General features: G+C 67.0%; 27 protein-coding genes. 17 read left to right on the top strand and 10 right to left on the bottom strand.

All coding sequences use genetic code 11. From position 1 onward, the window contains the following. Nucleotides 1-10 precede the first annotated feature (10 nt). From ACSQ1W_RS06655 to ACSQ1W_RS06635, 5 genes are all read right to left on the bottom strand, one after another. Nucleotides 11-1411: a replicative DNA helicase gene (locus tag ACSQ1W_RS06655; RefSeq protein WP_192308861.1), complete on the bottom strand. Its 1401-nt coding sequence runs from the start codon at nt 1409-1411 to the stop codon at nt 11-13. A gap of 211 nt (nt 1412-1622) precedes the next feature. After that, on the bottom strand, nt 1623-2072 hold the full coding sequence (rplI, locus tag ACSQ1W_RS06650; protein WP_192268292.1) for a 50S ribosomal protein L9: 450 nt from the start codon (nt 2070-2072) through the stop codon (nt 1623-1625). A gap of 97 nt (nt 2073-2169) precedes the next feature. Continuing rightward, nucleotides 2170-2400 (bottom strand): 30S ribosomal protein S18, encoded by a 231-nt coding sequence (rpsR, locus tag ACSQ1W_RS06645; protein WP_056880329.1) that lies wholly within the window; start codon nt 2398-2400, stop codon nt 2170-2172. 11 nt (nt 2401-2411) lie between these two features. After that, nucleotides 2412-2837, bottom strand: coding sequence for a 30S ribosomal protein S6 (gene rpsF, locus ACSQ1W_RS06640; protein ID WP_192268294.1), 426 nt, complete (start codon nt 2835-2837; stop codon nt 2412-2414). A 172-nt stretch (nt 2838-3009) separates the two neighbouring features. After that, complete coding sequence (locus ACSQ1W_RS06635) at nt 3010-3348, bottom strand: HesB/IscA family protein (RefSeq protein ID WP_436042404.1); 339 nt, start codon at nt 3346-3348, stop codon at nt 3010-3012. A 113-nt stretch (nt 3349-3461) separates the two neighbouring features. Between ACSQ1W_RS06635 and asnS the strand changes: the two genes are divergently transcribed. From asnS to ACSQ1W_RS06550, 17 genes are all read left to right on the top strand, one after another. Then, the gene (gene asnS / locus ACSQ1W_RS06630; RefSeq protein WP_436042402.1) at nt 3462-4862 is read left to right on the top strand and encodes an asparagine--tRNA ligase; all 1401 of its coding nucleotides are present in this window, start codon (nt 3462-3464) and stop codon (nt 4860-4862) included. Further along, nucleotides 4862-5167 carry a hypothetical protein gene (locus ACSQ1W_RS06625; RefSeq protein ID WP_436042401.1) on the top strand — a complete coding sequence of 102 codons (306 nt, stop codon included), beginning with the start codon at nt 4862-4864 and terminating at the stop codon, nt 5165-5167. Before asnS ends, ACSQ1W_RS06625 begins: the two co-directional genes overlap by 1 nt. Next, nucleotides 5164-5472: a hypothetical protein gene (locus ACSQ1W_RS06620; protein ID WP_436042400.1), complete on the top strand. Its 309-nt coding sequence runs from the start codon at nt 5164-5166 to the stop codon at nt 5470-5472. The genes ACSQ1W_RS06625 and ACSQ1W_RS06620 overlap by 4 nt, the downstream gene beginning before the upstream one ends. 7 nt (nt 5473-5479) lie before the next feature. Continuing rightward, the gene (locus ACSQ1W_RS06615; RefSeq protein WP_436042398.1) at nt 5480-6124 is read left to right on the top strand and encodes an FMN-binding negative transcriptional regulator; all 645 of its coding nucleotides are present in this window, start codon (nt 5480-5482) and stop codon (nt 6122-6124) included. A 142-nt stretch (nt 6125-6266) separates the two neighbouring features. Continuing rightward, entirely contained in the window at nt 6267-7055 is a 789-nt protein-coding gene (locus ACSQ1W_RS06610) for an SDR family oxidoreductase (RefSeq protein WP_436042396.1), read from the top strand. Between the two features lie 44 nt (nt 7056-7099). Further along, entirely contained in the window at nt 7100-8521 is a 1422-nt protein-coding gene (locus ACSQ1W_RS06605) for an aldehyde dehydrogenase (protein WP_436042395.1), read from the top strand. 15 nt (nt 8522-8536) lie between these two features. Further along, a complete protein-coding gene (gene can, locus ACSQ1W_RS06600) occupies nt 8537-9211 on the top strand; it encodes a carbonate dehydratase (protein ID WP_192268311.1) in 675 nt (224 codons plus the stop codon). Then, the gene (locus tag ACSQ1W_RS06595) at nt 9204-9599 is read left to right on the top strand and encodes a RidA family protein (RefSeq protein ID WP_436042392.1); all 396 of its coding nucleotides are present in this window, start codon (nt 9204-9206) and stop codon (nt 9597-9599) included. The genes can and ACSQ1W_RS06595 overlap by 8 nt, the downstream gene beginning before the upstream one ends. Nucleotide 9600: 1 nt before the next feature. Continuing rightward, nucleotides 9601-10149, top strand: a complete 549-nt coding sequence (locus ACSQ1W_RS06590) for a 3-hydroxyanthranilate 3,4-dioxygenase (protein ID WP_436042390.1) — start codon at nt 9601-9603, stop codon at nt 10147-10149. Nucleotides 10150-10193: 44 nt separating this feature from the next. Then, nucleotides 10194-10835, top strand: a complete 642-nt coding sequence (locus ACSQ1W_RS06585) for a nucleotidyltransferase domain-containing protein (RefSeq protein WP_436042388.1) — start codon at nt 10194-10196, stop codon at nt 10833-10835. After that, a complete protein-coding gene (locus tag ACSQ1W_RS06580; RefSeq protein ID WP_436042386.1) occupies nt 10819-11226 on the top strand; it encodes a hypothetical protein in 408 nt (135 codons plus the stop codon). The genes ACSQ1W_RS06585 and ACSQ1W_RS06580 overlap by 17 nt, the downstream gene beginning before the upstream one ends. Before the next feature lie 79 nt (nt 11227-11305). Further along, nucleotides 11306-12316: an amidohydrolase family protein gene (locus tag ACSQ1W_RS06575; RefSeq protein ID WP_436042385.1), complete on the top strand. Its 1011-nt coding sequence runs from the start codon at nt 11306-11308 to the stop codon at nt 12314-12316. Nucleotides 12317-12374: 58 nt separating this feature from the next. Beyond that, nucleotides 12375-13649 carry a kynureninase gene (gene kynU, locus ACSQ1W_RS06570; RefSeq protein WP_436042384.1) on the top strand — a complete coding sequence of 425 codons (1275 nt, stop codon included), beginning with the start codon at nt 12375-12377 and terminating at the stop codon, nt 13647-13649. A gap of 21 nt (nt 13650-13670) precedes the next feature. After that, nucleotides 13671-15035 (top strand): FAD-dependent oxidoreductase, encoded by a 1365-nt coding sequence (locus ACSQ1W_RS06565; RefSeq protein WP_436046125.1) that lies wholly within the window; start codon nt 13671-13673, stop codon nt 15033-15035. Next, nucleotides 15032-16471, top strand: a complete 1440-nt coding sequence (sbcB, locus tag ACSQ1W_RS06560; RefSeq protein ID WP_436042383.1) for an exodeoxyribonuclease I — start codon at nt 15032-15034, stop codon at nt 16469-16471. The genes ACSQ1W_RS06565 and sbcB overlap by 4 nt, the downstream gene beginning before the upstream one ends. A gap of 59 nt (nt 16472-16530) precedes the next feature. Continuing rightward, entirely contained in the window at nt 16531-17217 is a 687-nt protein-coding gene (locus ACSQ1W_RS06555; RefSeq protein ID WP_192268328.1) for a DUF2461 domain-containing protein, read from the top strand. Between the two features lie 31 nt (nt 17218-17248). Next, the gene (locus ACSQ1W_RS06550) at nt 17249-17791 is read left to right on the top strand and encodes a DUF2939 domain-containing protein (RefSeq protein ID WP_436042381.1); all 543 of its coding nucleotides are present in this window, start codon (nt 17249-17251) and stop codon (nt 17789-17791) included. A 19-nt stretch (nt 17792-17810) separates the two neighbouring features. Here ACSQ1W_RS06550 and ACSQ1W_RS06545 read toward each other — a convergent pair whose 3' ends face one another. The 5 genes from ACSQ1W_RS06545 to ACSQ1W_RS06525 form a co-directional block, all read right to left on the bottom strand. Continuing rightward, nucleotides 17811-18467 carry a hypothetical protein gene (locus ACSQ1W_RS06545; protein ID WP_436042380.1) on the bottom strand — a complete coding sequence of 219 codons (657 nt, stop codon included), beginning with the start codon at nt 18465-18467 and terminating at the stop codon, nt 17811-17813. 172 nt (nt 18468-18639) lie between these two features. Further along, a complete protein-coding gene (locus ACSQ1W_RS06540) occupies nt 18640-19548 on the bottom strand; it encodes a 5'-nucleotidase (protein WP_192268334.1) in 909 nt (302 codons plus the stop codon). Nucleotides 19549-19592: 44 nt separating this feature from the next. Beyond that, nucleotides 19593-20081 carry a hypothetical protein gene (locus ACSQ1W_RS06535; protein ID WP_436042379.1) on the bottom strand — a complete coding sequence of 163 codons (489 nt, stop codon included), beginning with the start codon at nt 20079-20081 and terminating at the stop codon, nt 19593-19595. A gap of 119 nt (nt 20082-20200) precedes the next feature. Then, entirely contained in the window at nt 20201-20968 is a 768-nt protein-coding gene (locus ACSQ1W_RS06530; RefSeq protein WP_192268338.1) for an NAD kinase, read from the bottom strand. Between the two features lie 84 nt (nt 20969-21052). Next, on the bottom strand, nt 21053-26005 hold the full coding sequence (locus ACSQ1W_RS06525; protein ID WP_436046123.1) for an NAD-glutamate dehydrogenase: 4953 nt from the start codon (nt 26003-26005) through the stop codon (nt 21053-21055). Nucleotides 26006-26043 lie beyond the last annotated feature (38 nt).

Raw genomic sequence — 26043 nt, 5'->3', positions numbered from 1 at the left:
GCAGCAGCCGTTACTCGAACGCGCCGATGTTGTCGTGGCTCAAATTGTCGAAGCGGGTGTACTCGCCGAAGAACCGCAGCTTGCATGAGCCGGTCGGGCCCGAACGCTGCTTGCCGATGATGATCTCGGCCAGGCCTTTGTCCGGCGAGGTTTCCTTGTTGTAGTAGTCGTCGCGGTAGATGAAGACGATCATGTCCGCGTCCTGCTCGATGGCGCCCGATTCGCGCAGGTCGGCCATCACCGGGCGCTTGTCGGTACGCGTTTCCAGCGAGCGGTTGAGCTGCGACAGCGCGATCACCGGTACGTTGAGTTCCTTCGCCAGGCCCTTCAGCGAGCGCGAGATCTCGGAGATCTCCGTCGCGCGGTTCTCGCTGTTGCCCGGCACCGACATCAGCTGCAGGTAGTCGATGACGATCAGGCCCAGGTCGTGCTCGCGCTTCAGCCGGCGCGCCTTGGAGCGCAGCACGTCCGGTGACAGGCCCGGCGTATCGTCGATGAAGACCTTGGCCTGGTCCTTGAGGATGCGGATGGCGCTGGTGACGCGGCTCCAGTCCTCGTCTTCCAGCGCGCCGGTGCGCAGACGGGTGGCGTTGATGCGGCCGACCGACGAGATCAGGCGCATGGCCAGCTGGCCGGCCGACATTTCCATCGAGAACACCGCGACGGCCTTCTTCGACTTGATCGCGGCGTACTCGGCGATATTCAGAGCGAACGTGGTCTTGCCCATCGCCGGGCGCGCCGCCAGGATCACCAGGTCGGTCGGCTGCAGGCCCGCGGTCATCTGGTCGAACTCGGTATAGCCCGTCGGCAGGCCGGTCACCGTGCCACCGCTCTCCGAGCGCACGCGCAGGACTTCGAACGCGTCCTTCAGCGCATCGTTCATCGCCACGAAGTCGGTCCGGCCGCGCGCGCCCTGCTCGGCGATGGCGAACACCTTCTGCTCGGCCACGGCCAGCATCTCGTCGCTTTCCTTGCCGTCGGGCTGGAAGGCGTCGTTGACGATCTCGGTACCCACCTCGATCAGCTGGCGCATCACCGCCTTGTCGCGGACGATCTCGGCGTAGGCGGTGATGTTGGCAGCCGACGGCGTGGTGCTGGCCAGTTCGACCAGGTAGGCGCCGCCGGCGATCAGCTCCAATTGGCCCTGCGACTCGAACCATTCGCCCAGCGTCACCGCGTCGAACGGCCGGTTACGCTCGGCGAGCTCGCCGATGGCGCGGTAGATCAGCTGGTGATCGCGCCTGTAGAAGTCGTTCGGCGTCAGCTTGTCGTTGATGCGGTCGTAGGCTTCCGGCGCCAACATCAGGCCGCCCAGCACCGCCTGTTCCGCCTCGATGGAGTTCGGCGGCACACGCAACTGTTCGATGCGCGCATCGTGGGGGTCGGAGCGGAAGCCGGGGCGTGCGGACATGGGTAGTGACAACCAGAGCGTGGAAGGCCGGACCCGACATGCTAGGAGCCCTGCCTGTGGGCTCGCGACGGAACAACCTGTGGATAAGTGACAGCAGACTGGTCGCCTGCCGTCTCAGTTCCTGCGACGGCATACATCGCCGGCCGGCAGAAACAGGACGGGCGCCTTTCGGCGCCCGTCTGTCGGCATCACGGATGATGCGCGGGGTGGATCAGGCTTCGGCCTGCACCACGACCTTGACGGTCGTCTGCACGTCGGCGTGCAGCTTCACGACGATGTCGTACTCGCCGATGTTGCGCAGCGCGCCTTCGCCCATGATGACTTCGCTCTTCTCGAGCGGCAGGCCAGCGGCGGTGAAGGCGTCGGCGATGTCGCGCGGGCCGACCGAACCGAACAGCTTGCCTTCGGTCGCGGCATTGGCGGTGATCGTGACGCTGGCGCCTTCCAGCTTGGCGGCGCGGCTTTCGGCGTCGTCATGCACGGCCTTGGCCTTGGCTTCGTAATCGGCGCGCTTGGCTTCGAACTCGGCGACGTTGGCGGCGGTGGCCGGCACGGCCTTGCCCTGCGGCACCAGGTAGTTGCGGCCGTAGCCCGGCTTCACGTTGACCTTGTCACCCAGGACGCCCAGGTTGGTCACTTTCTGCAGAAGAATCAGTTCCATCGTATTGCTCCGTATTCGTTAGCAGGCGTTGCCTGCAGCGATTGGCTGTCCGAATGACAGTTGGAAGAAGAACCTCCCCGGGCGGGGAGGCTCTGGATTACACGTCGTGGTTGTCCGTGTACGGGATCAGCGCCAGGAAACGGGCGCGCTTGACCGCGGCGGACAGCTGACGCTGGTAGCGGGACTTGGTACCGGTGACGCGGCTCGGCACGATCTTGCCGTTCTCGGTCAGGTACTGGCGCAGGGTGTTGAGATCCTTGTAGTCGATCTCTTTCACGCCTTCGGCGGTGAACTTGCAGAACTTGCGGCGGCGGAAGAACTTTGACATGGGTGTGCTCCTCAGGCGGCTTCGGCGTTGTCGGAATCGGTCGAGGCAGCGGGGGCCTCGCCTTCTTCGTCGTCACGGCGGCGACGCTCGCCACGTTCGGGCTTGTCGCCCTTCTCGTCCTTGTTCTTCATGATCAGGGACTGCTCGGTGTCCGGGCCATCGCGCTTGATGACCAGGTTGCGCAGCACCGCATCGTTGAAGCGGAAGCTCTCGACCAGCTCGTTCAGCACGGCCTGGTCGGCCTCGATGTTGAGCAGCACGTAGTGGGCCTTCACCAGGTTCTGGATCGGGTAGGCCAGCTGACGGCGGCCCCAGTCTTCCAGACGGTGGATGGTGCCGTTGCCGCCTTCGATCAGCGCCTTGTAGCGCTCGATCATGGCCGGCACCTGCTCGCTCTGGTCCGGGTGGACCAGGAACACGACTTCATAGTGACGCATCGTTTTTACCTTTCGGATGTATGCCCGGCCAGGAAAACGGCCGGACGGGACAGCCCCCCGATGCCCGGATCGGGGCACGGTGGAGCGAGGAACCGGCGACCAGCAGGCCTCCGGGAGCCGGAAATTATGGCAGGTCAATCACTTAGGGGCAAGTCGTGCCCCCGGGACGCGATCAGGCAGCGTCCGCGGCCGTGGTGAAGCTCTCGCCGCAGCCGCATTCGGCGGCCGCATTGGGGTTCCTGAAGACGAATGTCTCGGACAGCCCCTGCTTGGCGAAGTCGATCTCGGTGCCGTCGACCAGAGGCAGGCTGGTGGCATCCACATAGATCTTCACGCCGGCGAACTCGAACACGGTGTCGCCCTCGCGCTCGTCGCGGGCCAGGTCGGCCACGTGGCCCCAGCCCGAGCAGCCGGTGCGGGTTACGCCGAAACGCAGGCCCAGCGCCGCCGGCGTCTGTTCGACGAAACGCTCCACACGTTCCAGTGCAACCGGGGTCAGAGTGATGGCCATGCGTATCTCCTGCTCGCAACACGGACGATTATAGCCGCCGGCATGCCGAGGGCTGCGCAGCTCTTGTAAACTCCGCGTTCCATTAATAAGTCTGTTATCGAAGGATTCAAGCCATGACGGTGGTGAGCGTCGAACATGCGCTGGCGGGCGAGCTCCCGGCCGGCGGCGAAGTCACGGTGCGCGGCTGGGTGCGCACGCGGCGCGATTCCAAGGCGGGCCTGTCCTTCGTCAACGTCAGTGATGGCTCCTGCTTCGCGCCCATCCAGGTGGTGGCGCCCGATTCGCTGGCCAACTACGAATCCGAGATCAAGCACCTGACGGCCGGCTGCGCCGTGGTCGCCACCGGCACGCTGGTCGCCTCGCAGGGCCAGGGCCAGAGCTTCGAGATCCAGGCTTCGTCGGTCGAGGTGGTGGGCTGGGTGGAGGATCCCCTCACCTACCCCATGCAGCCCAAGCAGCACTCGCTGGAGTACCTGCGCGAATTCGCCCACCTGCGTCCGCGCACCAACCTGTTCGGCGCGGTCACCCGCATCCGCAACTCGCTGGCCCAGGCGGTGCACCGCTTCTTCCACGAGAACGGCTACTTCTGGATCAGCACGCCAATCATCACCACCTCCGACGCCGAGGGTGCCGGCCAGATGTTCCGCGTGTCCACGCTGGACCTGGTCAACCTGCCGCGCGACAAGGAAGGCGCGGTGGATTTCTCGCGCGACTTCTTCGGCAAGGAAACCTTCCTGACCGTCTCCGGCCAGCTCAACGCCGAGGCCTACGCGCTGGCGATGAGCAAGGTCTACACCTTTGGCCCGACGTTCCGCGCCGAGAACAGCAACACCACCCGCCACCTGGCCGAGTTCTGGATGATCGAGCCGGAGGTCGCCTTCAACGACCTGGCCGCCAACGCCCAGCTGGCCGAGGACTTCCTGAAGTACCTGTTCCGCGCCGTGCTGAGCGAACGCGCCGACGACCTGGCTTTCATCGCCGAGCGTGTCGAACCGACCGCGCTGACCCGTCTCGAGGCTTTCGTGAACTCGCCGTTCGAGCGCATCGACTACACCGATGCGATCGCGCTGCTGCAGAAGTCCGGACAGAAGTTCGAGTTCCCGGTCGAATGGGGCCTGGATCTGCAGACCGAGCACGAGCGCTGGCTAACCGAGCAGCACGTGGGCCGCCCAGTGGTGGTGACCAATTACCCCGAGCACTTCAAGGCCTTCTACATGCGCCTGAACGACGACGGCAAGACCGTCGCCGCGATGGACGTGCTGGCGCCGGGCATCGGCGAGATCATCGGTGGCAGCCAGCGCGAAGAGCGCCTGGACGTGCTGGACGCACGCATGGCGCAGTTCGGCCTGGATCCGGCGCATTACGGCTGGTACCGCGACTTCCGCCGTTACGGCTCGGTGCCGCACGCCGGTTTCGGCCTCGGCTTCGAACGGCTGGTGGTGTACGTCTGCGGGCTGTCCAACATCCGTGACGCCATCGCCTACCCGCGCGCGCCGGGCAACGCGGAGTTCTGATGATCCTGTTCTTCGCTCTCTGTTTTGTTGGCGTGGCCATCGCCGGGTTCTGCGCGTTCGTGATCTTCTGGCCGCTGACGCTGGTGCACGTGCGCGACCGCCATGGCGCGCTCGGCGCGCAGTGGGGCGAAGGGGCCTTCCTGAAGCCGGTGGCACTGCGCTGGCTGCTGGCCGGTGACTATCGCCGGATTGCCGACAGCTCGTTGTCCGGACTGGCGACGCCAGCCCGCATCTCGCTGTGCGTCATCATGTTCGGCCTGCTGATGGCGGGTCTGCTCGCGCTGTGGGCGGAGGCCTTCGCATGAATCCGTTCGTCCGTGAAGACTGGTACCTCGCCTCGCTGGGCCGCACGCTGATCTGGGCGCGCCTGCGCCTGCTGGAAGCCGGCACCGCCGAGGTGCTGGACAGCGACGGCAATACCCTGCCCTACGACAGCGAGGACAGTGCCCGCGCCGCCCTGTTCGATGCCGAGTTCGTGGCCTTCGACGGCCTGGACGAAGAAGATGCGCTCGCGCGCGGCTTCTCGCTGGCAGGCATGCAGCCCCCACAGGGCGACGACGATGCCGCGCTGGTGCCGCAGATGGTGTTGTCGCTCGGCGCACGCGCCTGACGCCCTCGTGTACACACCGCGCGCATTCGTCGAAACCGACCTGGTCGAACTCGACCGACTGATCGCGCGCGATGCGTTCATCACGCTGGTGACCGTGGCCGATGGACTGCCTGTCGTCACCCACCTTCCCGTGCTTTACGCGCGTGAAGGCGACCGGATCGTCATCGAGGGTCATTGGGCACGACCGAACCCCCAAGCACGACATGCCGGTCCCGCGCTGATGATCGTGCACGGTCCGCATGCCTATGTGTCCCCGGGCTGGTACACGGACAAGGAAGAAGCCGCTCGCGTCCCGACCTGGAATTACGCGGTCGCGCACCTGCATGGCGCGATGGAGATCACCGACGACACGGCCGCGCTGGCGTCGATCGTCGATCGGCTCAGTCAGATCAATGAGGCCCAGGTCGGCAACGACTGGCGCTTCGAACACGACCGCGACGACCACGTCCGCCAGCTGCGCGGGATCATCGGCTTCCGCTTCGAGGTCCAGCGCGTCGAACTGAAGTTCAAGCTGAGCCAGAACCATCCGGCCGCCAACGTCGAGGGCGTGGCGGCCGCGCTGCAGCGACTGGGTGGCGAAGACAACACCGTGGTCTCCGAGCTGATGCTTGAGCGCCTGGGCCGTTGGAAGCAGGATATGGGAGCGACGTAAGTCGCAAAGCGGGATCTCTGTCCCGCACACCGGTAGGCAAAAGCATCGCGACTTACGTCGCTCCCACATCCCACATCCAGGATCCCGCAGTCCATGCTCCGCAGGGCTACACTCGACGCCTTGCCATTACCGGGAACAAAGCATGGACCTCAACCTCGCCGGCAGGCACGCGCTGGTTTGCGGCGCCTCCGAAGGCATCGGTCGTGCAGCCGCGCATGAGCTCGCCCTGCTGGGCGCGGACGTGACCGTGCTGGCCCGGCGCCCCGAGGCACTGGCCGAGGTGGCGGCTGCACTGCCCCGCGTCGCGACCAGCCAGCAGCATGCAACCATCGCCCTCGATGTGGCCGATGCCGCGACATTGCGGGAGAACGTCGGCCGCCTCGTGGAAGCGCGGCCGGTGCACATCCTCGTCAACAACACCGGCGGCCCGCCGGGTGGGCGCGCCCTCGATGCGGGCGCCGACGACTACCTGGCGGCATTCCAGCGCCATCTCCTGGCCAACCAGGCGCTTGCGCAGCTGACGGTACCTGCCATGCGCGCCGCCGGCTGGGGCCGCATCGTCAACGTCGTCTCCACTTCCGTGAAGGAACCGATCACCAACCTCGGCGTGTCCAACACCATCCGCGGCGCCGTCGCCAGCTGGGCCAAGACGCTGTCGAAGGAGCTGGGTGCCGACGGCATCACCGTCAACAACGTGCTGCCGGGCTACACCCGCACGCAGCGGCTGGAGCAGATCCTGCGAGACCGTGTGCAGTCCACCGGCAAGGATGAGCCGGCCATCAGCGCCGCCATGCTGGCCACCGTGCCGGCCGGCCGCTTCGCCGAGGCGCACGAGATCGCCGCCGCCATCGCGTTCCTCGCCTCACCCGCCGCCGGCTACATCACCGGCGTCAGCCTCGCGGTGGATGGCGGCCGCATGCAGTCGATCTAAGGTCGCGGGACGGGGGGCTTGTCAGCCGGGTTAAGCTAGTGGGCATGGACCGCTTCGGCCACATCATCGAAGGCGAACCGCGCCCCGGCAGCGCCTGGCGTCCCGTGTTCGAACCGGCCTCGGGCCAGATCTATGCCGAGGTCGCCGATGGCAGCGAGAACGACGCGCTGCTGGCCGTGCAGGCCGCCGAGGCGGCATTCCCCGCGTGGGCAGCACTCGCGACGAGCGAGCGGTCGCGCTGGCTCGAGAAACTGGCCGACGCCCTGGAACAGCGGCGCGACGCCTTCGCCACCGTGGAATCGCGCGACACCGGCAAGCCGTTGGCGCTGGCGCGCGACATCGAGATCCCGCGCGCCGTCGCCAACCTGCGCTTCTTCGCGCACGCGGCCACCCAGTTCGCCAGCGAGTCGCACCACGGTGAGGCGGGACTGAATTACACGCTTCGGCAACCGCTGGGCGTAGTCGCGACGATCTCGCCCTGGAACCTGCCGCTCTACCTGTTCACCTGGAAAATCGCGCCGGCACTGGCAGCAGGCAACACGGTGGTGGCCAAACCGTCGGAAATCACCCCGGCGACCGCCACCATGCTGGGAGCCCTGGCCGCCGAGATCGGCCTGCCACGCGGCGTGCTGAACATCGTGCATGGCACCGGGCCAGCCGTCGGCGAACCGCTGGTACTGCACCCCGCCGTCAAAGCCGTCTCGTTTACCGGCAGCACGGCAGTGGGCCGGCGCATCGCGGGACTGGCCGGACCGGAGCTCAAGAAAGTGTCGCTGGAACTGGGCGGCAAGAACGCGACGCTCGTGTTCGCCAACAGCGACTGGCGCTCGCACCTGGACACCCTGCTCCGCTCTGCGTTCCAGAACGCGGGTCAGATCTGCCTGTGCGGCTCGCGCCTGCTGGTGCAACAGGCGATCTACGACGAGTTCCGCGACGCCCTGCTCGAGCGCGTGCGCGACCTGAAAGCCGGTCCGCTCGACGATCCCGCCACGCGCCTCGGTGCGATGGTGTCGCAGGCGCAATTCGACAAGGTACTGGCCTGTATCCAGCGCGCCCGCCTCGAAGGTGGACGCGTCCTCGCCGGCGGCCACGCACTGGAGCGGCCGGGCTGGTACATCGCACCGACCGTGATCGAGGGCCTGGGCCCCGAAGCCACCACCAACCGCGAGGAGATCTTCGGGCCGGTGGTGACCTTGCAGCCCTTCACCGACGAGGCGCATGCGCTTGCGCTCGCCAATGCCAGCGACTACGGACTGGCCGCGACCGTGTGGACGCGCGACCTGGACCGCGCCCACCGCCTGGCCGCGCAACTGCGCGCCGGCATCGTCTGGATCAACACCTGGATGACGCGCGACCTGCGCACGCCGTTCGGCGGCACGGGCTCGTCGGGCCTGGGCCGCGAAGGCGGGCTGGAGGCCATGCGTTTCTTCACCGAACCCAAGAACGTCTGCGTGGCGTTGCGCTGAGGATCATCGAACCGAATGTCCGACCTTTCCGAACTCGAGAAACTGCTGCAGAACAACCGCGACTGGGCCGACCGCATCAAGCAGGAGGACCCCGGCTTCTTCAAGCGCCTGTCGCAGCAGCAGTCGCCGCGATACCTGTGGATCGGCTGCTCCGATTCACGCGTGCCGGCCAACCAGATCCTGGGCCTGGACCCGGGCGAAGTCTTCGTCCACCGCAACATCGCCAACGTGATGTCGCACGGCGACCTCAACGCGCTGTCGGTGATCCAGTTCGCCGTGGACATCCTCAAGGTCGAACACATCCTGCTGGTCGGCCACTACGGCTGCGGCGGCGTGCACGCGGCGATGACCGGCCTGCGCGTGGGCCTGGCCGACAACTGGCTGCGCCACGTGGCCGACGTCGCACTCAAGCACCAGGCGCTGCTGGAGCAGGTCGACACCGAGTCGCTGCGTCACGCCCGCCTGTGCGAACTGAATGTCATCGAGCAGGTCTTCAATGTCTGCCAGACCACGGTGGTGCAGGACGCCTGGGCGCGTGGACAGCCCCTCGCGATCCACGGCTGGGTCTACAGCCTGTTCGACGGGCGCGTGCGCGAACTGGGCATGGACGTGGCGGCGCAGGACGAACTGCAACCCTCCTACCAGCGTGCCCTCGCCGGTGTACCGCCGAAGGGCAAGCGCGATGAATGACGTCGTGCAGGCCGGCGGCGCGCCGAAGCCCGTGGGGCACTATCCGCATGCGAGGCGCGTCGGCGACCTGCTGTTCCTGTCCGGCATCGGCCCGCGCGAGCCGGCGACCAACGCGATTCCTTCCGGCATCGAAGCGCAGACGCATGCCGTCTTCGCCAACGTGCGCGCGGTGCTCGACGCCAGCGGTGCCCGCTGGGAAGACCTGGCCGACGTGACGGTCTACCTGACCGACATGGCGGGCGATTTCGCCGGCTATAACCGGGTGTGGGCGAAGTACTTCCCGGAGGCCGCCAGCGCACCCTGCCGCACCACGCTGGGTATCACCGCCCTGCCCACGCCGATCTCCATCGAGCTGAAGTGCATCGCGCACCTGCCGGAGCGCCGCTGACATGCTGCCCATCCCGCTCAACTTCCAGGCCTGGATAGACGAACATCGCCACCTGCTGAAACCACCGGTCGGCAACAAGGTCATCTACGACGGCGACTTCATCGTGATGGTGGTGGGCGGGCCGAATGCGCGCACCGACTACCACTGGGACGAAGGCCCGGAGTGGTTCTACCAGTTGGAAGGCGAGATGGTGCTGCGCATCCAGGAAGACGGCGCCGTCCGCGATATCCCGATCCGCGCCGGCGAAATCTTCCTGTTGCCGCCGCGCGTGCCACATTCGCCGCAGCGCATGCCGGGCTCGGTCGGACTGGTGATCGAGCGCAAGCGCCTGCCGCACGAGGACGACGGCCTGCTCTGGTTCTGCGAGCGCTGCAACCACAAGGTGTATGAGGAGTACTTCCACCTCAACGACATCGAGCAGGACTTCTTCCGCGTGTTCGAAGCCTTCTACCGCAGCGACGACCTGCGGACCTGCAAGGCCTGCGGTCACCTGAATCCCCGCCCGAGCCGCTACGAGATGCAGGCGGACTCGCAGGCCGACATCACCTGAGCTTGCACTTGCCCAATCTGGGCATTATCGTGCCCGATATGGGCATGAACGACACCCCCGGATCCGGAAAGGTCAGCGAGGCGGCCGCGCGCTACGCGACCGCCAGCCTGTCGGGCGCCCTGTTCACCACGACGCAGCAGCGAGTGCTGGCCTGCCTGTTCGGGGAGTCCGGGCGCACCTATGCCGTCAACGAGCTGATCCAGGCCACCGGTGCCGGCAGCGGTGCGGTCCAGCGCGAGTTGGCCCGGCTGGCCGGCAGCGGGCTGCTGACCGTCGAGCACGTCGGCAACCAGAAGCGCTACCGCGCCAATCCCGACGCGCCGATCCACGACGAACTGGTGTCCATCGTCCGCAAGACCTTCGGCCTGGCCGAACCGCTCCGCGAAGCGCTGGCACCGTTGACCGACCGCATCCACGCCGCGTTCCTGTACGGCTCGATCGCCAAAGGCAACGACACTGCCCGCAGCGACATCGACCTGATGGTGATCGCCGACGACCTGGCCTATGCCGAACTCATGCTGGCACTTCATCCGGTGGCCGAGCGTCTGGGCCGGCAGGTCAATCCCACGGTGTATGACCGCGATGAACTGCACAGTCGCCTTGATGCCGGGAATAGCTTCGTCACCCGTGTGATGGCACAGCCGCGGCAATGGCTGATCGGGGGCGAACATGACCTCGCCGCTTGAGAAACTGGCCACGCACAGCGGCCCGCTCAGTGCCGAGCCGCCCGACAGGAAGGAAACCGCCGGCCTGCTGCGCTCGGGACTGGCACGGCTGGCCGATGCCCATAACGAGGCGCTCTCGCTGGAGAGCCGCTTCGACCTGGCCTACAACGCCGCCCATGCACTGAGCCTGGCGGCGCTGCGCCGTGCGGGCTTCCGCGCGCGCCACCGCTACATCGTCTTCCAGGTGTTGCCGCACACGCTGGGGCTCGGCCCCGAAGTCTGGCGCGTGCTGGCCAAGGCACACGACCTGCGCAACCTCGCCGAGTACGAAGGTCACGTCGAGGTGGACCGCCGCCTGGTCAACGACCTGGTCGCCGCCTGCGAGCGTGTCTCCGACGCACTGGAACGATGAACGCCGACGCCGCGCACGTTCCTGTTACATCGCGGCACTGCAGCGCGAATCCCCGGCGGACAGCCCCTACAATCCGACGATGCTGAAGATCGACACCCACGCGCATTTCCTGCCCCGCGACTGGCCCGACCTCGCGGCCAAGTACGGCGACCTGCGCTTCCCGGTGATCCACCACGGCGACGACGGTCGCCACCGCATCTACAAGGACGGCAAATTTTTCCGGGAAATCTGGCCCAAGACCTGGGACCCGGAAGAACGCATCGCCGACTACGCCCGGTTCGGCGTGCAGGTGCAGGTCATCAGCACGGTGCCGGTGATGTTCAGCTACTGGGCCAAGCCGCACCACGCGCTGGAACTGCACCAGGCACTCAACGACCACACCGCGGCCGCCTGCCGCGACTATCCGCGCCACTACGCCGGCATCGGTACCGTGCCGCTGCAGTCGCCGCGCCTGGCCGTGCAGGAACTGGAACGCTGCATGGACCAGCTGGGCCTGCAGGGCGTGCAGATCGGCAGCCATGTCAACGACTGGAACCTGGATGCGCCGGAGCTGTTCGAGTTTTTCCAGGCCGCGAGCGAGCTGGGCGCCGCGATCCTCGTGCATCCCTGGGACATGATGGGCGCCGCCTCGATGCCGAAGTACTGGCTGCCCTGGCTGGTGGGCATGCCGGCCGAACAGTCGCGCGCCGCGTGCAGCCTGATCTTCGGCGGCGTGCTGGAACGCCTGCCGGAATTGAAGGTCTGTTTCGCGCATGGCGGCGGCAGCTTCCCCTACACCATCGGCCGCATCGAGCACGGCTTCAACATGCGGCCGGACCTGGTGGCCACCGACAACCCGCGCAATCCGCGCGACTATCTGGGCCGCGTCTACTTCGATTCCTGGGTCGCCGATCCGCGCGCCCTGCGCTACCTGCTGGACACCGTCGGCCACGAGCGCGTGATGCTCGGCACCGACTACCCGTTCCCGCTGGGCGAGCAGGAACCCGGTGCCGGCATCGCCGCGCTTGGCCTGGACGCATCCCAGGAAGCGCGTCTGTACCACGGGACCGCGCTGGAATGGCTCGGCCTGCCGGCATCGAGATTCGCATGACCTCCCTTCCGCACCGGCGGCATGCCGCCGGCACCGTTCCACCTGATCCGACGCACCCATGACCGACCCGTTGTCCCGTACCCACATCATCGCCCTTGACGCCGCCGATCCCCTGCGTGCGATGCGCAATGAATTCCTGATTCCCCGCCACAAGCACAACGACCAGATCTACTTCTGCGGCAATTCGCTGGGCCTGCAGCCGAAGGGCGCACGCGTCCACCTCAACGAGGCGCTGGACAAGTGGGCGAACGAAGCCGTCGAAGGCCACTTCACCGGCAACGCGCAATGGATGACCTACCACGAGCTGGTGCGTGAACCGCTCGCGCGCGTGGTCGGCGCCGAGCCGGCCGAGGTGGTGGCCATGAACACATTGACCACCAACCTGCACCTGATGATGGTCAGTTTCTACCGCCCCACCGCGGAGCGGCCGGCGATCCTGATGGAAGCAGGCGCCTTCCCGTCCGACAGGCACGCGATGGAGTCGCAGGTGCGCTTCCACGGTTTCGACCCGGCGACCGACCTGATCGAAGTCGAGCCGGACCAGCCCGACGGCACGCTGTCGATGGCGGCGATCGAACGCGCCATCGCCGAGCACGGCCCGCGCCTGGCGCTGGTGCTGTGGCCTGGCATCCAGTACCGCACCGGGCAGGCGTTCGACCTGAAGGAGATCGCGCGCCTTGGCCATGCGCAGGGCGCCGTTGTCGGTGTCGACCTGGCGCACGCGGTCGGCAACCTGCCGCTGCAGCTGCACGACAGCGGTGTCGACTTCGCCGTGTGGTGCCACTACAAGTACCTGAACTCGGGTCCCGGCGCGGTGGCCGGCTGCTTCGTGCATGCGCGTCATGCGAACACCGACCGGCCGCGGTTCGCCGGCTGGTGGGGCCACGAGAAGGAAACCCGCTTCCGCATGGGCCCCGCCTTCGTGCCGACGCCCGGTGCCGAGGGCTGGCAACTCAGCAACCCGCCGATCCTCGGGCTGGCGCCGCTGCGTGCGTCGCTGGAGCTGTTCGAGAAGGCCGGCGGCATGGAGGCGATCCGCACCAAGTCGTTGAAGATCACCGGCCTGCTTGAGGTGCTGATCCAGGCGCGGCTGTCGGACGTGCTGCAGATCATCACGCCGGCGGACACGGCGCAGCGTGGCGCGCAGCTGTCGTTGCGCGTGATCGGCGGCCGCGAGCGCGGGCGTGAACTGTTCGAGTATCTGCTGTCTGTCGGCACGGTCGGCGACTGGCGCGAACCGGACGTGATCCGCATCTCGCCCGCCCCGCTCTACAACCGCTACATGGACGTCCACCGCTTCGTCGAGGAAGTCGAGACGTGGCGGGGGTTCTGATCCGGAGACACGACCTTGGGCATTGAAGCGCCACGCCACATCACCATCATCGGCGCCGGTCTCGCCGGCGCGCTGCTGGCCACGCTGATGGCGCGCGCCGGCTGGCGCGTGGACGTGTTCGAGAAGCGCGGCGATCCCCGCGTGCAGGGTTACGCCGGAGGTCGCTCGATCAACCTCGCGCTGACCGAGCGCGGCCGCCATGCGCTGCGGATGGCCGACGCCGACGATGCGGTGATGCGACAGGCGGTGATGATGCGTGGCCGCATGGTGCATGCGTTGGACGGACGGCTGCAGCTGCAGCGGTACGGCCGCGATGACTCCGAGGTGATCTGGTCGATCCACCGCGGCGACCTGAACATCACGCTGCTGGATCTGGCGGAGAACGCTGGCGCCGCCCTCCACTTCGATCGCCGCCTGAACGCCGTCGATTTCGATGCGTCCGTCGCCCACTTTGCCGACGAGCAAAACGGGGGCGTCCATGCCGTCGCATTCACCGCCCTGGTCGGCGCCGATGGCGCAGGGTCGTCGCTCCGGGGCGCCATGCAGCGTCGGGAGGATCTCGGCGAACGCACCGAGTTCCTCGACCATTCCTACAAGGAACTGGAAATCCCGCCGTCCGCCGAGGGCGGCTTCATGATGGAGCCCAATGCGCTGCATATCTGGCCGCGTGGGCACTACATGTGCATCGCGTTGCCGAACGACGAGCGAACGTTCACGGTGACGCTGTTCCTGCCCAACCAGGGCGACCCCAGTTTCGCCAGCGTGCGCAACGGCAGAGAGGCGAAAGCGCTGTTCCTGCGCGATTTCGCGGATGCCGTGCCGTTGATCCCCGAGCTGGAGCAGGACTGGGAAGCCAACCCCACGGGCCTGCTCGCCACGCTGTACCTGGACCGCTGGCATCTCGGAGGCCAGGCGGTGCTGTTGGGCGATGCCGCGCACGCGATGGTGCCGTTCCATGGTCAGGGCATGAACTGCGCCTTCGAGGACTGCGTCTCGCTGTCCCGCCACCTGCAGGCCTCTGGCGACCTCGCCAAGGCATTCGCCGCCTTCGAGGCCGAGCGCAAGCCAAACGCGCTCGCCATCCAGGAGATGGCGCTCGAGAACTACGTGGAGATGCGCGACAAAGTCGACGACAGCGGCTTCCTGCTGCAGCGCGAGCTGGAACTGGCCCTGCAGCAGCGCCACCCGCAGCGTTTCGTCCCGCACTACACGATGGTCAGCTTCATGCGCATTCCGTACGCGCTGGCCCAGCATCGCAGCCACGTGCAGCGCGACCTGCTGGTGCGGCATACCGCCGGACGTGCATCGCTCGACGGCGTCGACTGGCCGGCGGTGGATGCGGATGTGCATGCGCAGCTGCCGCTGCTGGAGGAGGCCGAGGGGTGAGCGCGAGCTTTCTCTTCTATGATCTCGAAACCTTCGGCGCGGACCCGCGTCGCAGCCGCCTTGCACAGTTCGCGGCGGTACGCACGACCCCTGCTCTGGAAGTGATGGACGAGCCGATCAGTTTCTTCGTGCAGCCGGCGGACGATCTGCTGCCCTCGCCCATCGCCACGCTGATCACCGGCATCACCCCGCAGCATGCGCGCAGCGAGGGCGTCAACGAAGCGGAAGCCTTCGCCCGCATCGCCGACGAAATGAGCCGGCCGGAGACCTGTACGCTCGGCTACAACAGCCTGCGCTTCGACGACGAGTTCGTGCGCCATGGCCTGTTCCGCAATTTCCACGAGCCGTATGAGCGCGAATGGCGTGGCGGCAACTCGCGCTGGGACCTGCTCGACGTGATGCGGTTGATGCACGCCCTGCGGCCGGACGGCATCGTCTGGCCCAAGCGCGATGATGGTGCTACGTCGTTCAAACTGGAGCAGCTTGCCCTCGCCAATCGCGTACGTGACGGCGATGCGCACGAAGCACTGTCCGACGTCTACGCCACCATCGGCCTGGCCCGGCTCATGCGGCAGTCGCAGCCTCGCCTCTGGGATTACGCCCTTCAGTTGCGCGACAAGCGCTTCGCCGCGCGCCTGCTCGATACCACCGCCATGTTGCCGGTCCTGCATGTGTCGCAGCGCTATCCGGCCAGCCGGCTGTGCGCCGCGCCGGTGCTGCCGCTGGCCCGGCATCCGCGCATAGACAACCGGGTGGTGGTGTTCGACCTGGACAGCGACCCGACGCCGCTGCTGTCGATGTCGCCGGAGGACATCGGCGACCGCCTATACACCCCGGCCGCGGATCTGCCGGAGGGCGAACAGCGCATCCCGCTGAAGGAAGTCCATCTGAACCGCGCGCCGGCACTGGTCGCCTGGTCGCACCTGCGGCCAGCGGACATGGACCGCCTCGGCATCGACCCGGCACGCTGCGAGCGCCATGCCGCGATGCTGCGAGAAGCGGGTCCGGATCTGGCGGAAACCGTGCGTCGTGTGTTCGCCAGGGAGCGGGCCTTCGAGGCCGGCGACGTGGATGGCTCGCTGTACGACGGCTTCCTCGCCGATGCGGACAAGCGCCGCTTCACCGACGTGCGAACTACCCCGCCGTCGCTGCTCGGCGAGCGCGACTTTGGCTTCCGCGATTCGAGGTTGCCGGAGCTGCTGTTCCGCTTCCGCGCGCGCAACTGGCCCGGGACCCTGTCCGCCGGCGAGCGCCAGCGCTGGGACGATTACCGTCGCCAGCGGTTGACGACGGACAGCGGCCTGTCGGAATACAGCTTCGAGACCTTCGATGCCGAAGTCGCCCAGTTGCGGCAGGCCGAGGCCGGTAATGCCGACCGATTGGCCCTGCTGGACAGGATCCAGCAGTGGCGCAACGAGCTCGAGGCCACCCTGTAAGCGGACATCGAGGGCAGCCTTGTCGGTTCCATGACACCGGCGTGTCTAGAATGGCGGCCATGGCCACCTATTTCTCCGATGCCAGTTTCAAGTTCCTGCGCGGGCTGGCGCGCCACAACGACAAGACCTGGTTCAACGACCACAAGGCGCAGTACGAAGACCACGTCCGCCAGCCGTTCCTGCGGCTGTTGACGGACCTGCAGCCGGAACTCGCCGCTGTCAGCCTGCACTTCCGTGCCGACCCCAAGACCGTGGGCGGCTCGCTGTTCCGCATCTACCGAGATGCGCGTTTCTCCAACGACAAATCGCCGTACAAGTCCTGGCAGGGCGCACGGCTGTTCCACGAACGCCACAAGCAGGTGCCCGCCCCGTCGTTCTACCTGCATCTGCAGCCGGGCGAGTGCTTCGTCGGCGCGGGTCTGTGGCATCCGGAGCCGGATACGCAGCGCCGTGTGCGCCAGTTCATCCTCGACAATCCCGGCAGCTGGAAGAAGGCCGCTCACGACCCCGCGTTCCGCCGCCGCTTCGAGTTCGAAGAGAGCGAAAAGCTGGTGCGGCCGCCGCGCGGCTTCCCGGCCGACTTCGAGTTCATCGAAGACCTGAAGCATCGCAACTTCGTCTTCTGGCGTTCGCTGGACGATGCCACGATGACCGGGCCGCGCCTGCGACAGACGCTGGCCGGGGACCTGAAAACGCTGGGGCCGTTCGTGGATTACCTGTGCGCCGCGCTGGACCTGGAGTTCTGATCCGCAGGACTCACCGATGAAGGGCTCGCCGATGAAGAAGTGGCTCGTGGGAGGTGTCTTGCTGGCTGTGGTGCTGGGCATGGTGGCGTATGTCGTCGCCGGTCCCTACCTGGCCATCCACGGCATCCGCACCGCATTGGCCGAGCAGGACACGGCGAAGCTCGAACGGCACGTCGACTTCCCCGCGTTGCGCGTGAACCTGCGTGCGCAGGTGGAGGACTATCTGGCGCGCAAGGCGGGACCGGAGGTGTCGTCCAACCTGTTCGGGGCCGCTGCATTGTCCATCGCCAACCAGGTGCTCGGACGCGGCGTGGACACCCTGGTCACGCCGATGGGCATCGCCGCCGTGCTGCAGGGGCGGGCGACGTGGAAACGCGCCATCGGCGAAACCGTCGGTGGCGATACCTATGCTCCGCCGGTACCAGCGGAACCGTTGAAGGAAGCCGAGCATCACTACGAGTCGTTGTCGCGCTTCACGGCGACCGTCCATGACGAGAATGGCGAGCCGGTCGTCTTCGTCATCACGCGCCAGGGACTGCGCTGGCGGCTGACGGACATCCGGCTGCCGCTCTGACCTGCGTGGAGATGAGCCCTCAGGCGTTTGCCGGAGCTGCATCGGTCCATTCGGCGTCGGCGTCCGGAAGCGCAAGACGGAACAGGTCGGCGACCGTGCGCGTGCGGTCGAGGTCCGCAGCCTGCGTCTCTTCGTCGGGCTCACCCTGCAGGCCGCTGTCCCGCCATTGCTGGGCGAGGACCCGCCGCTTCTCGTAGTCATCCACCCGTGCGTAACCGCTTACCCGCTCTATCCGCCGGGTCCAGCTGCTCTGCCAGTAGAAGTGGCGACGATCAGCGAAGTATTCGCAGCACGACACGAAGTACAACGGCCGTTCCGCATGCTCCATCACATCCAGCCCCTCGGTGATGGTGAACGCGTAGATGCGTGCATCGTCGTGCGCGAAGCGGGTGCCCGGCACCAGCCTGAAGCGCTCGGCATCGGCATCCTCCACCCATGCGCCGCGGCAGTAGACCCTCTCTTCGATACGCGCATAGTGCGAAGACAGCACCTGGAGACCATCGAAGGAAGCACGCGGTACGCGCAGTACCCGGATCTTGTTGGGCAACCAGTAGCTCACGTAATGCAGGTGGCCCCGGTCGGCGACATAGGCCCAGAAATCCGGTCCGTCGCCTCCGCAGGCGATGACACGGCAGGAAGCCGTGGACAGCCCGAGATCGTAGACCTTCCTTTCCATGATCCGCTCGCTTCCCCACTCGTACCTGCAGTGGACCAGTTGCAGGCGCCCGTCCCGTTCTTCGAGGCACACGACACACCCCCGCTTGAGCACTCCGCGAGGCTGCGAAGTGACTTGTGTTCAAGCAATCGGGGAGGCCTGCAGCGCCCGGACAGGAGCGATGCGATGGGCGTCACGGATTCGCGACGCCGTGCGGTACGTGCCCCGCCGCCACATGGTGGCGGGCGCTGTCGATATTGTGCTGCGAGTCGTCGAAGAAGATGTCGGCGCCGAAGGCTTCCAGGAACGGTCCCTTGTGACGGCCGCCGAGGAACAGTGCCTCGTCGAGGCGCACGCCCCACTCGCGCAGGGTACGGATCACGCGTTCGTGCGCAGGCGCGGAGCGTGCGGTAACCAGCGCCGTGCGGATCGGCGAGCGCTCGTCCGCCGGGAACACCTGCTGCAACTGATGAAGCGCCGACAGGAAGTTGCGGAACGGGCCGCCGGACAGCGGCTCGCGTGCGCGCTCCTGCTCGTGCCTGCCGAAGGCTTCCACACCCTGTTCGCGCGAGATGCGCTCGCTCTCGTCGCCGAAGATGACCGCATCCCCGTCGAAGGCGATCCGCAACTGGTGCTCATGGCGCAGCTGTGGAGCACCGGCAGGCAGGATGGTGGCCGCCGCGATGCCGTGTTCCAGCGAGCGCCGCACCGAGTCCGGATTGGCCGACAGGAACAGATCGGTGCCGAACGGCTTTACGTAGGGCCAGGTCGGTTCGCCCGCGGTGAACGTGGCGCGCACGATGCCCAGGCCATAGTGCTGGATGGAGTTGAAGATGCGCAGCCCGGTATCGGCCGAGTTGCGCGACAGCAGGATCACCTCGACGCGCGGCGTGTCGACGGACGCACCGGCATTCAGGGCCAGCAGCTTGCGTACGACCGGGAAAGCGATGCCGGGCGCCAGCACGTCGTCCTCGTGCGTGCGCTGGAAATCGGCATAGGCCTGTACGCCCTCGCGCTCGTACAGCGCGTGGCTTTCTTCCAGATCGAACAGGGCGCGCGAGGTGACGGCGACGGTCAGCAGGCGGGGGGTGTTGTCGGCCATGTGCACAGTATCGGCGATCCATGGCGCAGGAGGCGAGACGGCCCCTAGCTTCCGGGCGCCGCCGCGATACGCAGTTGCGCGGGCGGTCCACGGCGGTTGTCCGCGGTCACCGCGCGCACTTCCACCACCAGGTCGATGGGCGCCTGCTGCGCGGGCGGCCCATCGCGCCACAGGAACACGAACTCGCTGCGCCGGCCATCCACCCGGCTCGACACGGCATCGCGGGGGAAGATCGCGAGCGCGTCGTCCCCCACCACCCGGAACTCGAACCCGAGGTCGCGCAGCTTGTAGTCCGTGCCCCGCGGCCACTCCACGCTCAACGTCAGCAAGCCGCTGGCGTCGCAGGAGGCCCGGCCGTCGACGCCGCGCGTCAGGCTGACCAGTTCCAGCACCGGCGACTTCAGGCCGGCATCGTCCCTGACGGACGCCACCTGGCCCTTTGCAAAGGGCGCGACGCCGGTCGACAGGTTGCAGGCGGCCGCATCGGACACGACCAGCAAGGCGCACAGCGCCACAGCGCACTTCAATGGCATCGAAACCCCTCCCCGGGTGGATGCGAACCGAACCGCTACGGGGCGCTGGATAGCATGTGTGAGGTGACGCGGCAAGCCGCAATGCGGCGAAACCAGCCTGTCCGTCCGGACAATGCGACTCAGGTCATGAACTGTTCGCTGAGGATGCGCTCTTCGAGGTTGTGTTCGCGATCGAACAACAGCGTCACCGTGCGATCGCGCGATTCCCGGATGGTCACCTCGACCACGTCGCGGACTTCATGCGAGTCCGCGGTGGCGCTGACGGGCCGCTTGTACGGATCCAGCACGCGGAAACGCACTTCGGTGTCCGCTTTCAATATGGCGCCGCGCCAGCGGCGCGGGCGGAACGGGGCGATCGGCGTCAACGCGATGGTGTGCGAACCCAGTGGCAGGATCGGGCCGTGAGCAGAGAAGTTGTACGCCGTACTGCCGGCTGGCGTGGCCGTCAGCACGCCGTCGCAGATCAGTTCGTCCAGCCGCGTCTCGCCATTGAGATCGATGCAGATATGCGCCGCCTGCCGGGTCTGGCGCAGCAGCGACACCTCGTTGTAAGCCAGCGACGAGGTCGACGTACCCGACTCGGTCAACGCCTGCATCTCCAGCGGGCGCAGCTTGGCCGGCTCGGCCGCGCCGATGCGCTCGATGAGGCCGTCCGGACGATAGTGGTTCATCAGGAAACCGACGGTCCCCAGCTTCATGCCGAACACCGGCTTTCCCAGCGCCCCATGACGATGCAGCGTCTGCAGCATGAAGCCGTCTCCGCCGAGCGCGCACAGCACGTCGGCCTGGTCGGGCGCGTGTGCGCCGTGTTCGCGCTGCAGCGTCGCCAATGCCTCCTGCGCTTCGGGCGTGGGGCTGGCGAGGAAGGCGATGCGGGGGTCGGACATCCGAAACTCCATCGTCGGGCCTGCACAGCGTACAGAAAAAAGGCGGCCCGAAGGCCGCCCCGTTTCCATTGCCGTGAGCGAAACTCAGCCCTGCGAGGCCAGTTGCCCCAGACGCTGCACCGCCACCGAGGCGGTCGGATAGTCCAATGTCTTCTGCGCGGCCAGCTCGTTGAGCATGCTGAGCGTGAAGCGCAGGCCCGCGTCGTCGCGGCCCAGCCACGCCTTGACCTTGGCGTCGGCATTGGCGCCCGGCAGCGACAGCACCTGGTTGGCCAGCGTGCGCTGGTGCGCGGCGAGTTCGTCGCGCAACACACCACGGGCCACCGCGTGCCAGCGTCCATCCACCTTGAGGGCCTCGATCTGGTCCTGCAGCCACGGCAGATGCAGGGCCTCGCCCAGGCGGTAGTGGACCTTCGACACCTCGACCGGCTTGAGCTTGCGCGCGCGCGCCAGTTCGATGATGTCGCAGGAGGGCTCCAGGTACGGCAGCGCGGCGATCTGGCCAGCCAGTGCCGCCGGCAGGCCCTTGTCCTTCCATTCCTGCAGGCTGGCGTTGTACGCCGGACGCAGCGAATCCGGCAGCACGCCATCGGCCGCGCGGATCTCGTTGAAGCCGTCGTGGTAACGCTCCACCGCGGTGGCGATCGCGGGGATCGGTCCCTGACGGGTCAGCAGCCAGCGGGTGAAGTTGCGCTGCACCTGCCAGATGACCTGCAGGGCGTCGATCTGCACCGACTCCGGCACCTGTCCGTCGAGCGCGTCGATCTGGTTCCACAACGCCCGCGCGTCCAGCGTCTCGCGGGTGATGGTGAAGGCCTTGGCGACTTCCGCCGGCGAACGGCCGGTGTCTTCCTGCATGCGCAGCAGGAAGGTGGCGCCCATGCGGTTGATGGTGGTGTTGGTGACCGCCGTGGCGATGATCTCGCGCTTCAGGCGGTGCTTCTCCATCTCCGAGGCGTACTTCTTCTGCAGCGGCTGCGGGAAGTAGCGCTGCAGCTCCTTGGACAGGTACGGATCTTCGGGGATGTCGGATTCCAGCAGCTGCTGGAACGCCACCAGCTTCGAATAGGACAGCAGCACCGACAGCTCGGGGCGGGTCAGGCCCTGCCCGCGTGCTTTGCGCTCCGCCAGCTCCGCATCGGACGGCAGGAACTCGATCTGGCGATCCAGCAGGCCCTGGGATTCCAGCGTCTGGATGAAGTGCTGCTTCGAGCCCAGGCGCGACACGCTCATGCGCTCCATCAGGCTGATGGCCTGGTTCTGGCGGTAGTTGTCCCACAGCACCAGGTCGGCGACTTCGTCCGTCATGTCCGCGAGCAGCTTGTTGCGCGCGTCCATCGACAGCTTCTTTGCCTGCACCACGCCGTTGAGCAGGATTTTGATGTTCACCTCATGGTCCGAGGTGTCCACGCCGGCGGAGTTGTCGATGAAGTCGGTGTTGAGCAGCACGCCATGCTGCGCGGCTTCGATGCGGCCCAGCTGGGTCAGGCCCAGGTTGCCGCCCTCGCCCACCACCTTGCAGCGCAGGTCGCGGCCATCGACGCGCAGGCCGTTGTTGGCGCGGTCGCCGACGTCGGCGTGGGTCTCGCTGGCGGCCTTGACGTAGGTGCCGATGCCGCCGTTCCACAGCAGGTCGACCGGCGACTTCAGGATCGCGCTCATCAGCTCGTTCGGCGTCATCGACTTCACGCCGTCGGCGATGCCCAGCGAAACACGCACTTCCGGCGTGATCTCGATCGACTTCGCGCTGCGCGGGTGGATGCCACCGCCCTTGGAGATCAGCTTGGCGTCGTAGTCGGCCCAGCTCGAGCGCGGCACCTTGAACATGCGGTCGCGTTCCTTGAACGACCTGGCAGCATCCGGATTGGGGTCAAGGAAGATGTGGCGGTGATCGAACGCGGCCAGCAGGCGGATGTGTTCCGACAGCAGCATGCCGTTGCCGAACACGTCACCCGACATGTCGCCGATGCCGACGCAGGTGAAGTCCTCGCTCTGGCTGTCGCGATTCATCGCGCGGAAGTGGCGCTTGACCGACTCCCACGCGCCGCGCGCGGTGATGCCCATGCCCTTGTGGTCGTAACCGACCGAGCCACCCGATGCGAACGCATCGCCCATCCAGAAGCCGTGCGCGATGGCCAGGCCGTTGGCGATGTCGGAGAACGTCGCCGTGCCCTTGTCGGCGGCGACCACCAGGTACGGATCGTCCTGGTCATGGCGCACCACGTCGACCGGCGGCACGATCCTGTTGCCGACGATGTTGTCGGTGATGTCCAGCAGGCCCTGGATGAAGAGCTTGTAGCAGGCGATGCCTTCAGCCAGCACGGCATCGCGGTCGCCGCCCACCGGCGGACGCTTGGCGAAGAAGCCGCCCTTCGCGCCGACCGGCACGATGACGGTGTTCTTCACCATCTGCGCCTTCACCAGGCCCAGCACCTCGGTGCGGAAGTCCTCGCGACGGTCGGACCAGCGCAGGCCACCACGCGCGACCGGGCCGAAGCGCAGGTGCACGCCCTCCACGCGGGGTCCATAAACAAAGATCTCGCGGTAAGGACGCGGCTTCGGCAGGTCCGGCACTTTGGCCGAGTCGAACTTGAAGCTGATGGTGTGCGCCGGCGTACCGTCCTTGCCGACCTGGTAGAAGCTGGTGCGCAGGGTCGCTTCGATGGCACCCATGAAGCCGCGCAGGATACGGTCCTCGTCCAGGCTGGACACGCGGTCCATCAATTTCAGCAGCGCCTGGTGCGCCGCGTCGGCCCGCTGTTCGCGCTTGCCGTCGCGTGCATCGACCAGGATGGCGAGCGTCTTCTGCGCGGACTCGTCGTTGCCCGCCAGCGGCTTCAGCTGCGCAGCGAAGCGCTCCTGGCCTTCCTTGATCTGCGCCTTGCTCTCGTTGCCGGTCGAAGGATCGAAGCGAGCCTCGAACAGTTCCACCAGCAGGCGTGCGAGCAGCGGATAGCGGTTGAGCGTCTCTTCCACATAGCTCTGCGAGAACGGCACGCCGGTCTGCAGCAGATACTTGCAGTAACCGCGCAGCAGCGCGACCTGACGCCAGGCCAGGCCGGCGCCCAGCACCAGCTTGTTGAACCCGTCGTTCTCGGCATCGCCGCGCCACACGCGGGCGAACGCATCTTCGAACGTCGGCGCCAGCCGCTCGACGTCGAACTCACCGCCTACCGGCTCGACCTCGAACTCCTGGATGTAGCGCGCACCCTGTGCGGTCTCCAGGCGGAATGGATGCTCGGAGATCACGCGCAGACCCATGTTCTCCATCAGTGGGAGCGCATCGGACAGCGGGATGTCGGATTCCTGCTTGTACAGGTTCAGGCGCAGGCGGCCCTGGCCGGGACGCTTGCGGCGGGACTCGTGCAGGCTCAGGCGCAGGTCGTCCTTGCCGTCGAGCGCGGCGAGGTGCTCGACATCGCGCGCGGCCCCTTCCGGCGACACGACTTCGATGTAGCCCGCCGGCAGCGCACGGCCATAACCGCCGGCCAGCAGCAAACCCTTCGACTCGCCGTGACGGCCGATCAGCGTCTCGCGCAGATCGTCCTGCCAATTGCGCAACAGGTGGGCGATGTCGCCTTCGAGCGCGGACGTGTCCACCTCGACCTGCTCGCCGGCCTTCGGGCGGATGGTGATGTGCAACTGCGCCAGCGGGGATTCGCCCAATAGCACGCTGCTGTCGACGTACTCACCGCGCATGGCGTCCTTCAGCAGCGACTCGATGCGCAGGCGCACGTCGGTGTTGAAGCGCTCGCGCGGGATGTAGACCAGCGCCGAGTAGAAACGGCCGTAGCGGTCGCGGCGCAGGAACAGCTTGCTGCGTACGCGCTCCTGAAGGCCGAGGATGCCCATCGAGGTGCGGAACAGTTCCTCGTCGCTGGACTGGAACAGCTCCTCGCGCGGCAGCGTCTCCAGGATATGGCGCAGCGCCTTGCCGCTGTGGCCGCTGGGCGACAGGCCGGACTTCTGCATCACGTACTCGTGGCGCTCGCGCACCAGCGGGATTTCCCACGGGCGACGGTTGTACGCACTCGAGGTGTACAGGCCGATGAAGCGCTGTTCGGCAATCGGGTTGCCCTGCGCGTCGAACTCCAACACGCCGATGTAGTCCATGTTGCCCGGACGGTGCACGGTGGAACGGCGGTTGGTCTTGGTGAGGATCAGCGCATCCACCGAACCGCCCTGCGGCAGGTAGTGCGCGGCCAGCGTCTTGATGTTGCGCGGCGGCGTGGTGTCGCCCTCGCGCAGCAGGCCCAGGCCGCTGTCCTCGACGGCGGCGAGGATGCCGGTGCGCTTCTCGACGCGGTACTCGCGGTAGCCGAAGAAGGTGAAGTGGTCGGCGGCGGCCCAGCGCATGAACTCCTGCGCTTCTCGACGGCCATCATCGTCCACCGGCATGCGGCGGGTGGCCATGTCGTCGGCCAGCGCCAGCATCTTCTCGCGCATGCTGGACCAGTCGCGCACGATGGCGCGGACCTCCTCCAGGACACTGCGGATGCGCTTCTCGACCTGCGCCATGTCTTCCGGCGGCAGGCGATCGATCTCCAGCAGCATCAGCGACTCGTGCTTGCCCTCGCCCACCGCGGAGACCTTGCCGGCCTTGTCGCGGGTGAAGCGGACCAGCGGGTGGCCAAGCACATGCACGCCCACGCCCATCTCGGCCAACGCCATGCTCACCGAATCGACGAGGAACGGCATGTCGTCGTTGACGATCTGCAGCACGGTGTGCGGCGACTCCCAGCCATGCGTCTTCAGGGAAGCATTGAAGATGCGCACGTTGGCAGTGCCCGGCTTGCGGCTGCGCGCGAACGCGAGCGTGTCCGCGGCGATCGCCGCCCAGCCATCGGCGCTGTGGTGCGGGTACTCGTCCTCTTCCATGCGCTTGTAGAACGCGTCGGCGAACGTAAGCGCCTCGGCCTGCGCCGCGGCACCGGATACGCGCTTGCGGATGGCATCGAGAATGGGGGACAGCGAGAACGTGTCGCCCGACTTCACCGCTGCCTTGCCCTGCTCCCCTGCGGCCTTCGCCGCCTTCACCGGTCGGGCAGCCACCTTCTTGGTGGGCGTCGCCTTCG

Source organism: Pseudoxanthomonas sp. LjRoot143 (assembly GCF_964252945.1).
Taxonomy (GTDB): Bacteria; Pseudomonadota; Gammaproteobacteria; order Xanthomonadales; family Xanthomonadaceae; genus Pseudoxanthomonas_A.
The sequence above is the reverse complement of the archived record's forward strand: the minus strand, read 5'-3'. Positions and strand labels throughout refer to the sequence as shown.

What these genes read in the sequence shown, in the direction of transcription:
- ACSQ1W_RS06655 (WP_192308861.1), bottom strand. Translation starts at nt 1,411, where the DNA reads ATGTCCGCACGCCCCGGCTTCCGCTCCGACCCCCACGATGCGCGCATC.
- rplI (WP_192268292.1), bottom strand. Translation starts at nt 2,072, where the DNA reads ATGGAACTGATTCTTCTGCAGAAAGTGACCAACCTGGGCGTCCTGGGT.
- rpsR (WP_056880329.1), bottom strand. Translation starts at nt 2,400, where the DNA reads ATGTCAAAGTTCTTCCGCCGCCGCAAGTTCTGCAAGTTCACCGCCGAA.
- rpsF (WP_192268294.1), bottom strand. Translation starts at nt 2,837, where the DNA reads ATGCGTCACTATGAAGTCGTGTTCCTGGTCCACCCGGACCAGAGCGAG.
- ACSQ1W_RS06635 (WP_436042404.1), bottom strand. Translation starts at nt 3,348, where the DNA reads ATGGCCATCACTCTGACCCCGGTTGCACTGGAACGTGTGGAGCGTTTC.
- asnS (WP_436042402.1), top strand. Translation starts at nt 3,462, where the DNA reads ATGACGGTGGTGAGCGTCGAACATGCGCTGGCGGGCGAGCTCCCGGCC.
- ACSQ1W_RS06625 (WP_436042401.1), top strand. Translation starts at nt 4,862, where the DNA reads ATGATCCTGTTCTTCGCTCTCTGTTTTGTTGGCGTGGCCATCGCCGGG.
- ACSQ1W_RS06620 (WP_436042400.1), top strand. Translation starts at nt 5,164, where the DNA reads ATGAATCCGTTCGTCCGTGAAGACTGGTACCTCGCCTCGCTGGGCCGC.
- ACSQ1W_RS06610 (WP_436042396.1), top strand. Translation starts at nt 6,267, where the DNA reads ATGGACCTCAACCTCGCCGGCAGGCACGCGCTGGTTTGCGGCGCCTCC.
- ACSQ1W_RS06605 (WP_436042395.1), top strand. Translation starts at nt 7,100, where the DNA reads ATGGACCGCTTCGGCCACATCATCGAAGGCGAACCGCGCCCCGGCAGC.
- can (WP_192268311.1), top strand. Translation starts at nt 8,537, where the DNA reads ATGTCCGACCTTTCCGAACTCGAGAAACTGCTGCAGAACAACCGCGAC.
- ACSQ1W_RS06595 (WP_436042392.1), top strand. Translation starts at nt 9,204, where the DNA reads ATGAATGACGTCGTGCAGGCCGGCGGCGCGCCGAAGCCCGTGGGGCAC.
- ACSQ1W_RS06590 (WP_436042390.1), top strand. Translation starts at nt 9,601, where the DNA reads ATGCTGCCCATCCCGCTCAACTTCCAGGCCTGGATAGACGAACATCGC.
- ACSQ1W_RS06585 (WP_436042388.1), top strand. Translation starts at nt 10,194, where the DNA reads ATGAACGACACCCCCGGATCCGGAAAGGTCAGCGAGGCGGCCGCGCGC.
- ACSQ1W_RS06580 (WP_436042386.1), top strand. Translation starts at nt 10,819, where the DNA reads ATGACCTCGCCGCTTGAGAAACTGGCCACGCACAGCGGCCCGCTCAGT.
- ACSQ1W_RS06575 (WP_436042385.1), top strand. Translation starts at nt 11,306, where the DNA reads ATGCTGAAGATCGACACCCACGCGCATTTCCTGCCCCGCGACTGGCCC.
- kynU (WP_436042384.1), top strand. Translation starts at nt 12,375, where the DNA reads ATGACCGACCCGTTGTCCCGTACCCACATCATCGCCCTTGACGCCGCC.
- ACSQ1W_RS06555 (WP_192268328.1), top strand. Translation starts at nt 16,531, where the DNA reads ATGGCCACCTATTTCTCCGATGCCAGTTTCAAGTTCCTGCGCGGGCTG.
- ACSQ1W_RS06550 (WP_436042381.1), top strand. Translation starts at nt 17,249, where the DNA reads ATGAAGAAGTGGCTCGTGGGAGGTGTCTTGCTGGCTGTGGTGCTGGGC.
- ACSQ1W_RS06545 (WP_436042380.1), bottom strand. Translation starts at nt 18,467, where the DNA reads ATGGAAAGGAAGGTCTACGATCTCGGGCTGTCCACGGCTTCCTGCCGT.
- ACSQ1W_RS06540 (WP_192268334.1), bottom strand. Translation starts at nt 19,548, where the DNA reads ATGGCCGACAACACCCCCCGCCTGCTGACCGTCGCCGTCACCTCGCGC.
- ACSQ1W_RS06535 (WP_436042379.1), bottom strand. Translation starts at nt 20,081, where the DNA reads ATGCCATTGAAGTGCGCTGTGGCGCTGTGCGCCTTGCTGGTCGTGTCC.
- ACSQ1W_RS06530 (WP_192268338.1), bottom strand. Translation starts at nt 20,968, where the DNA reads ATGTCCGACCCCCGCATCGCCTTCCTCGCCAGCCCCACGCCCGAAGCG.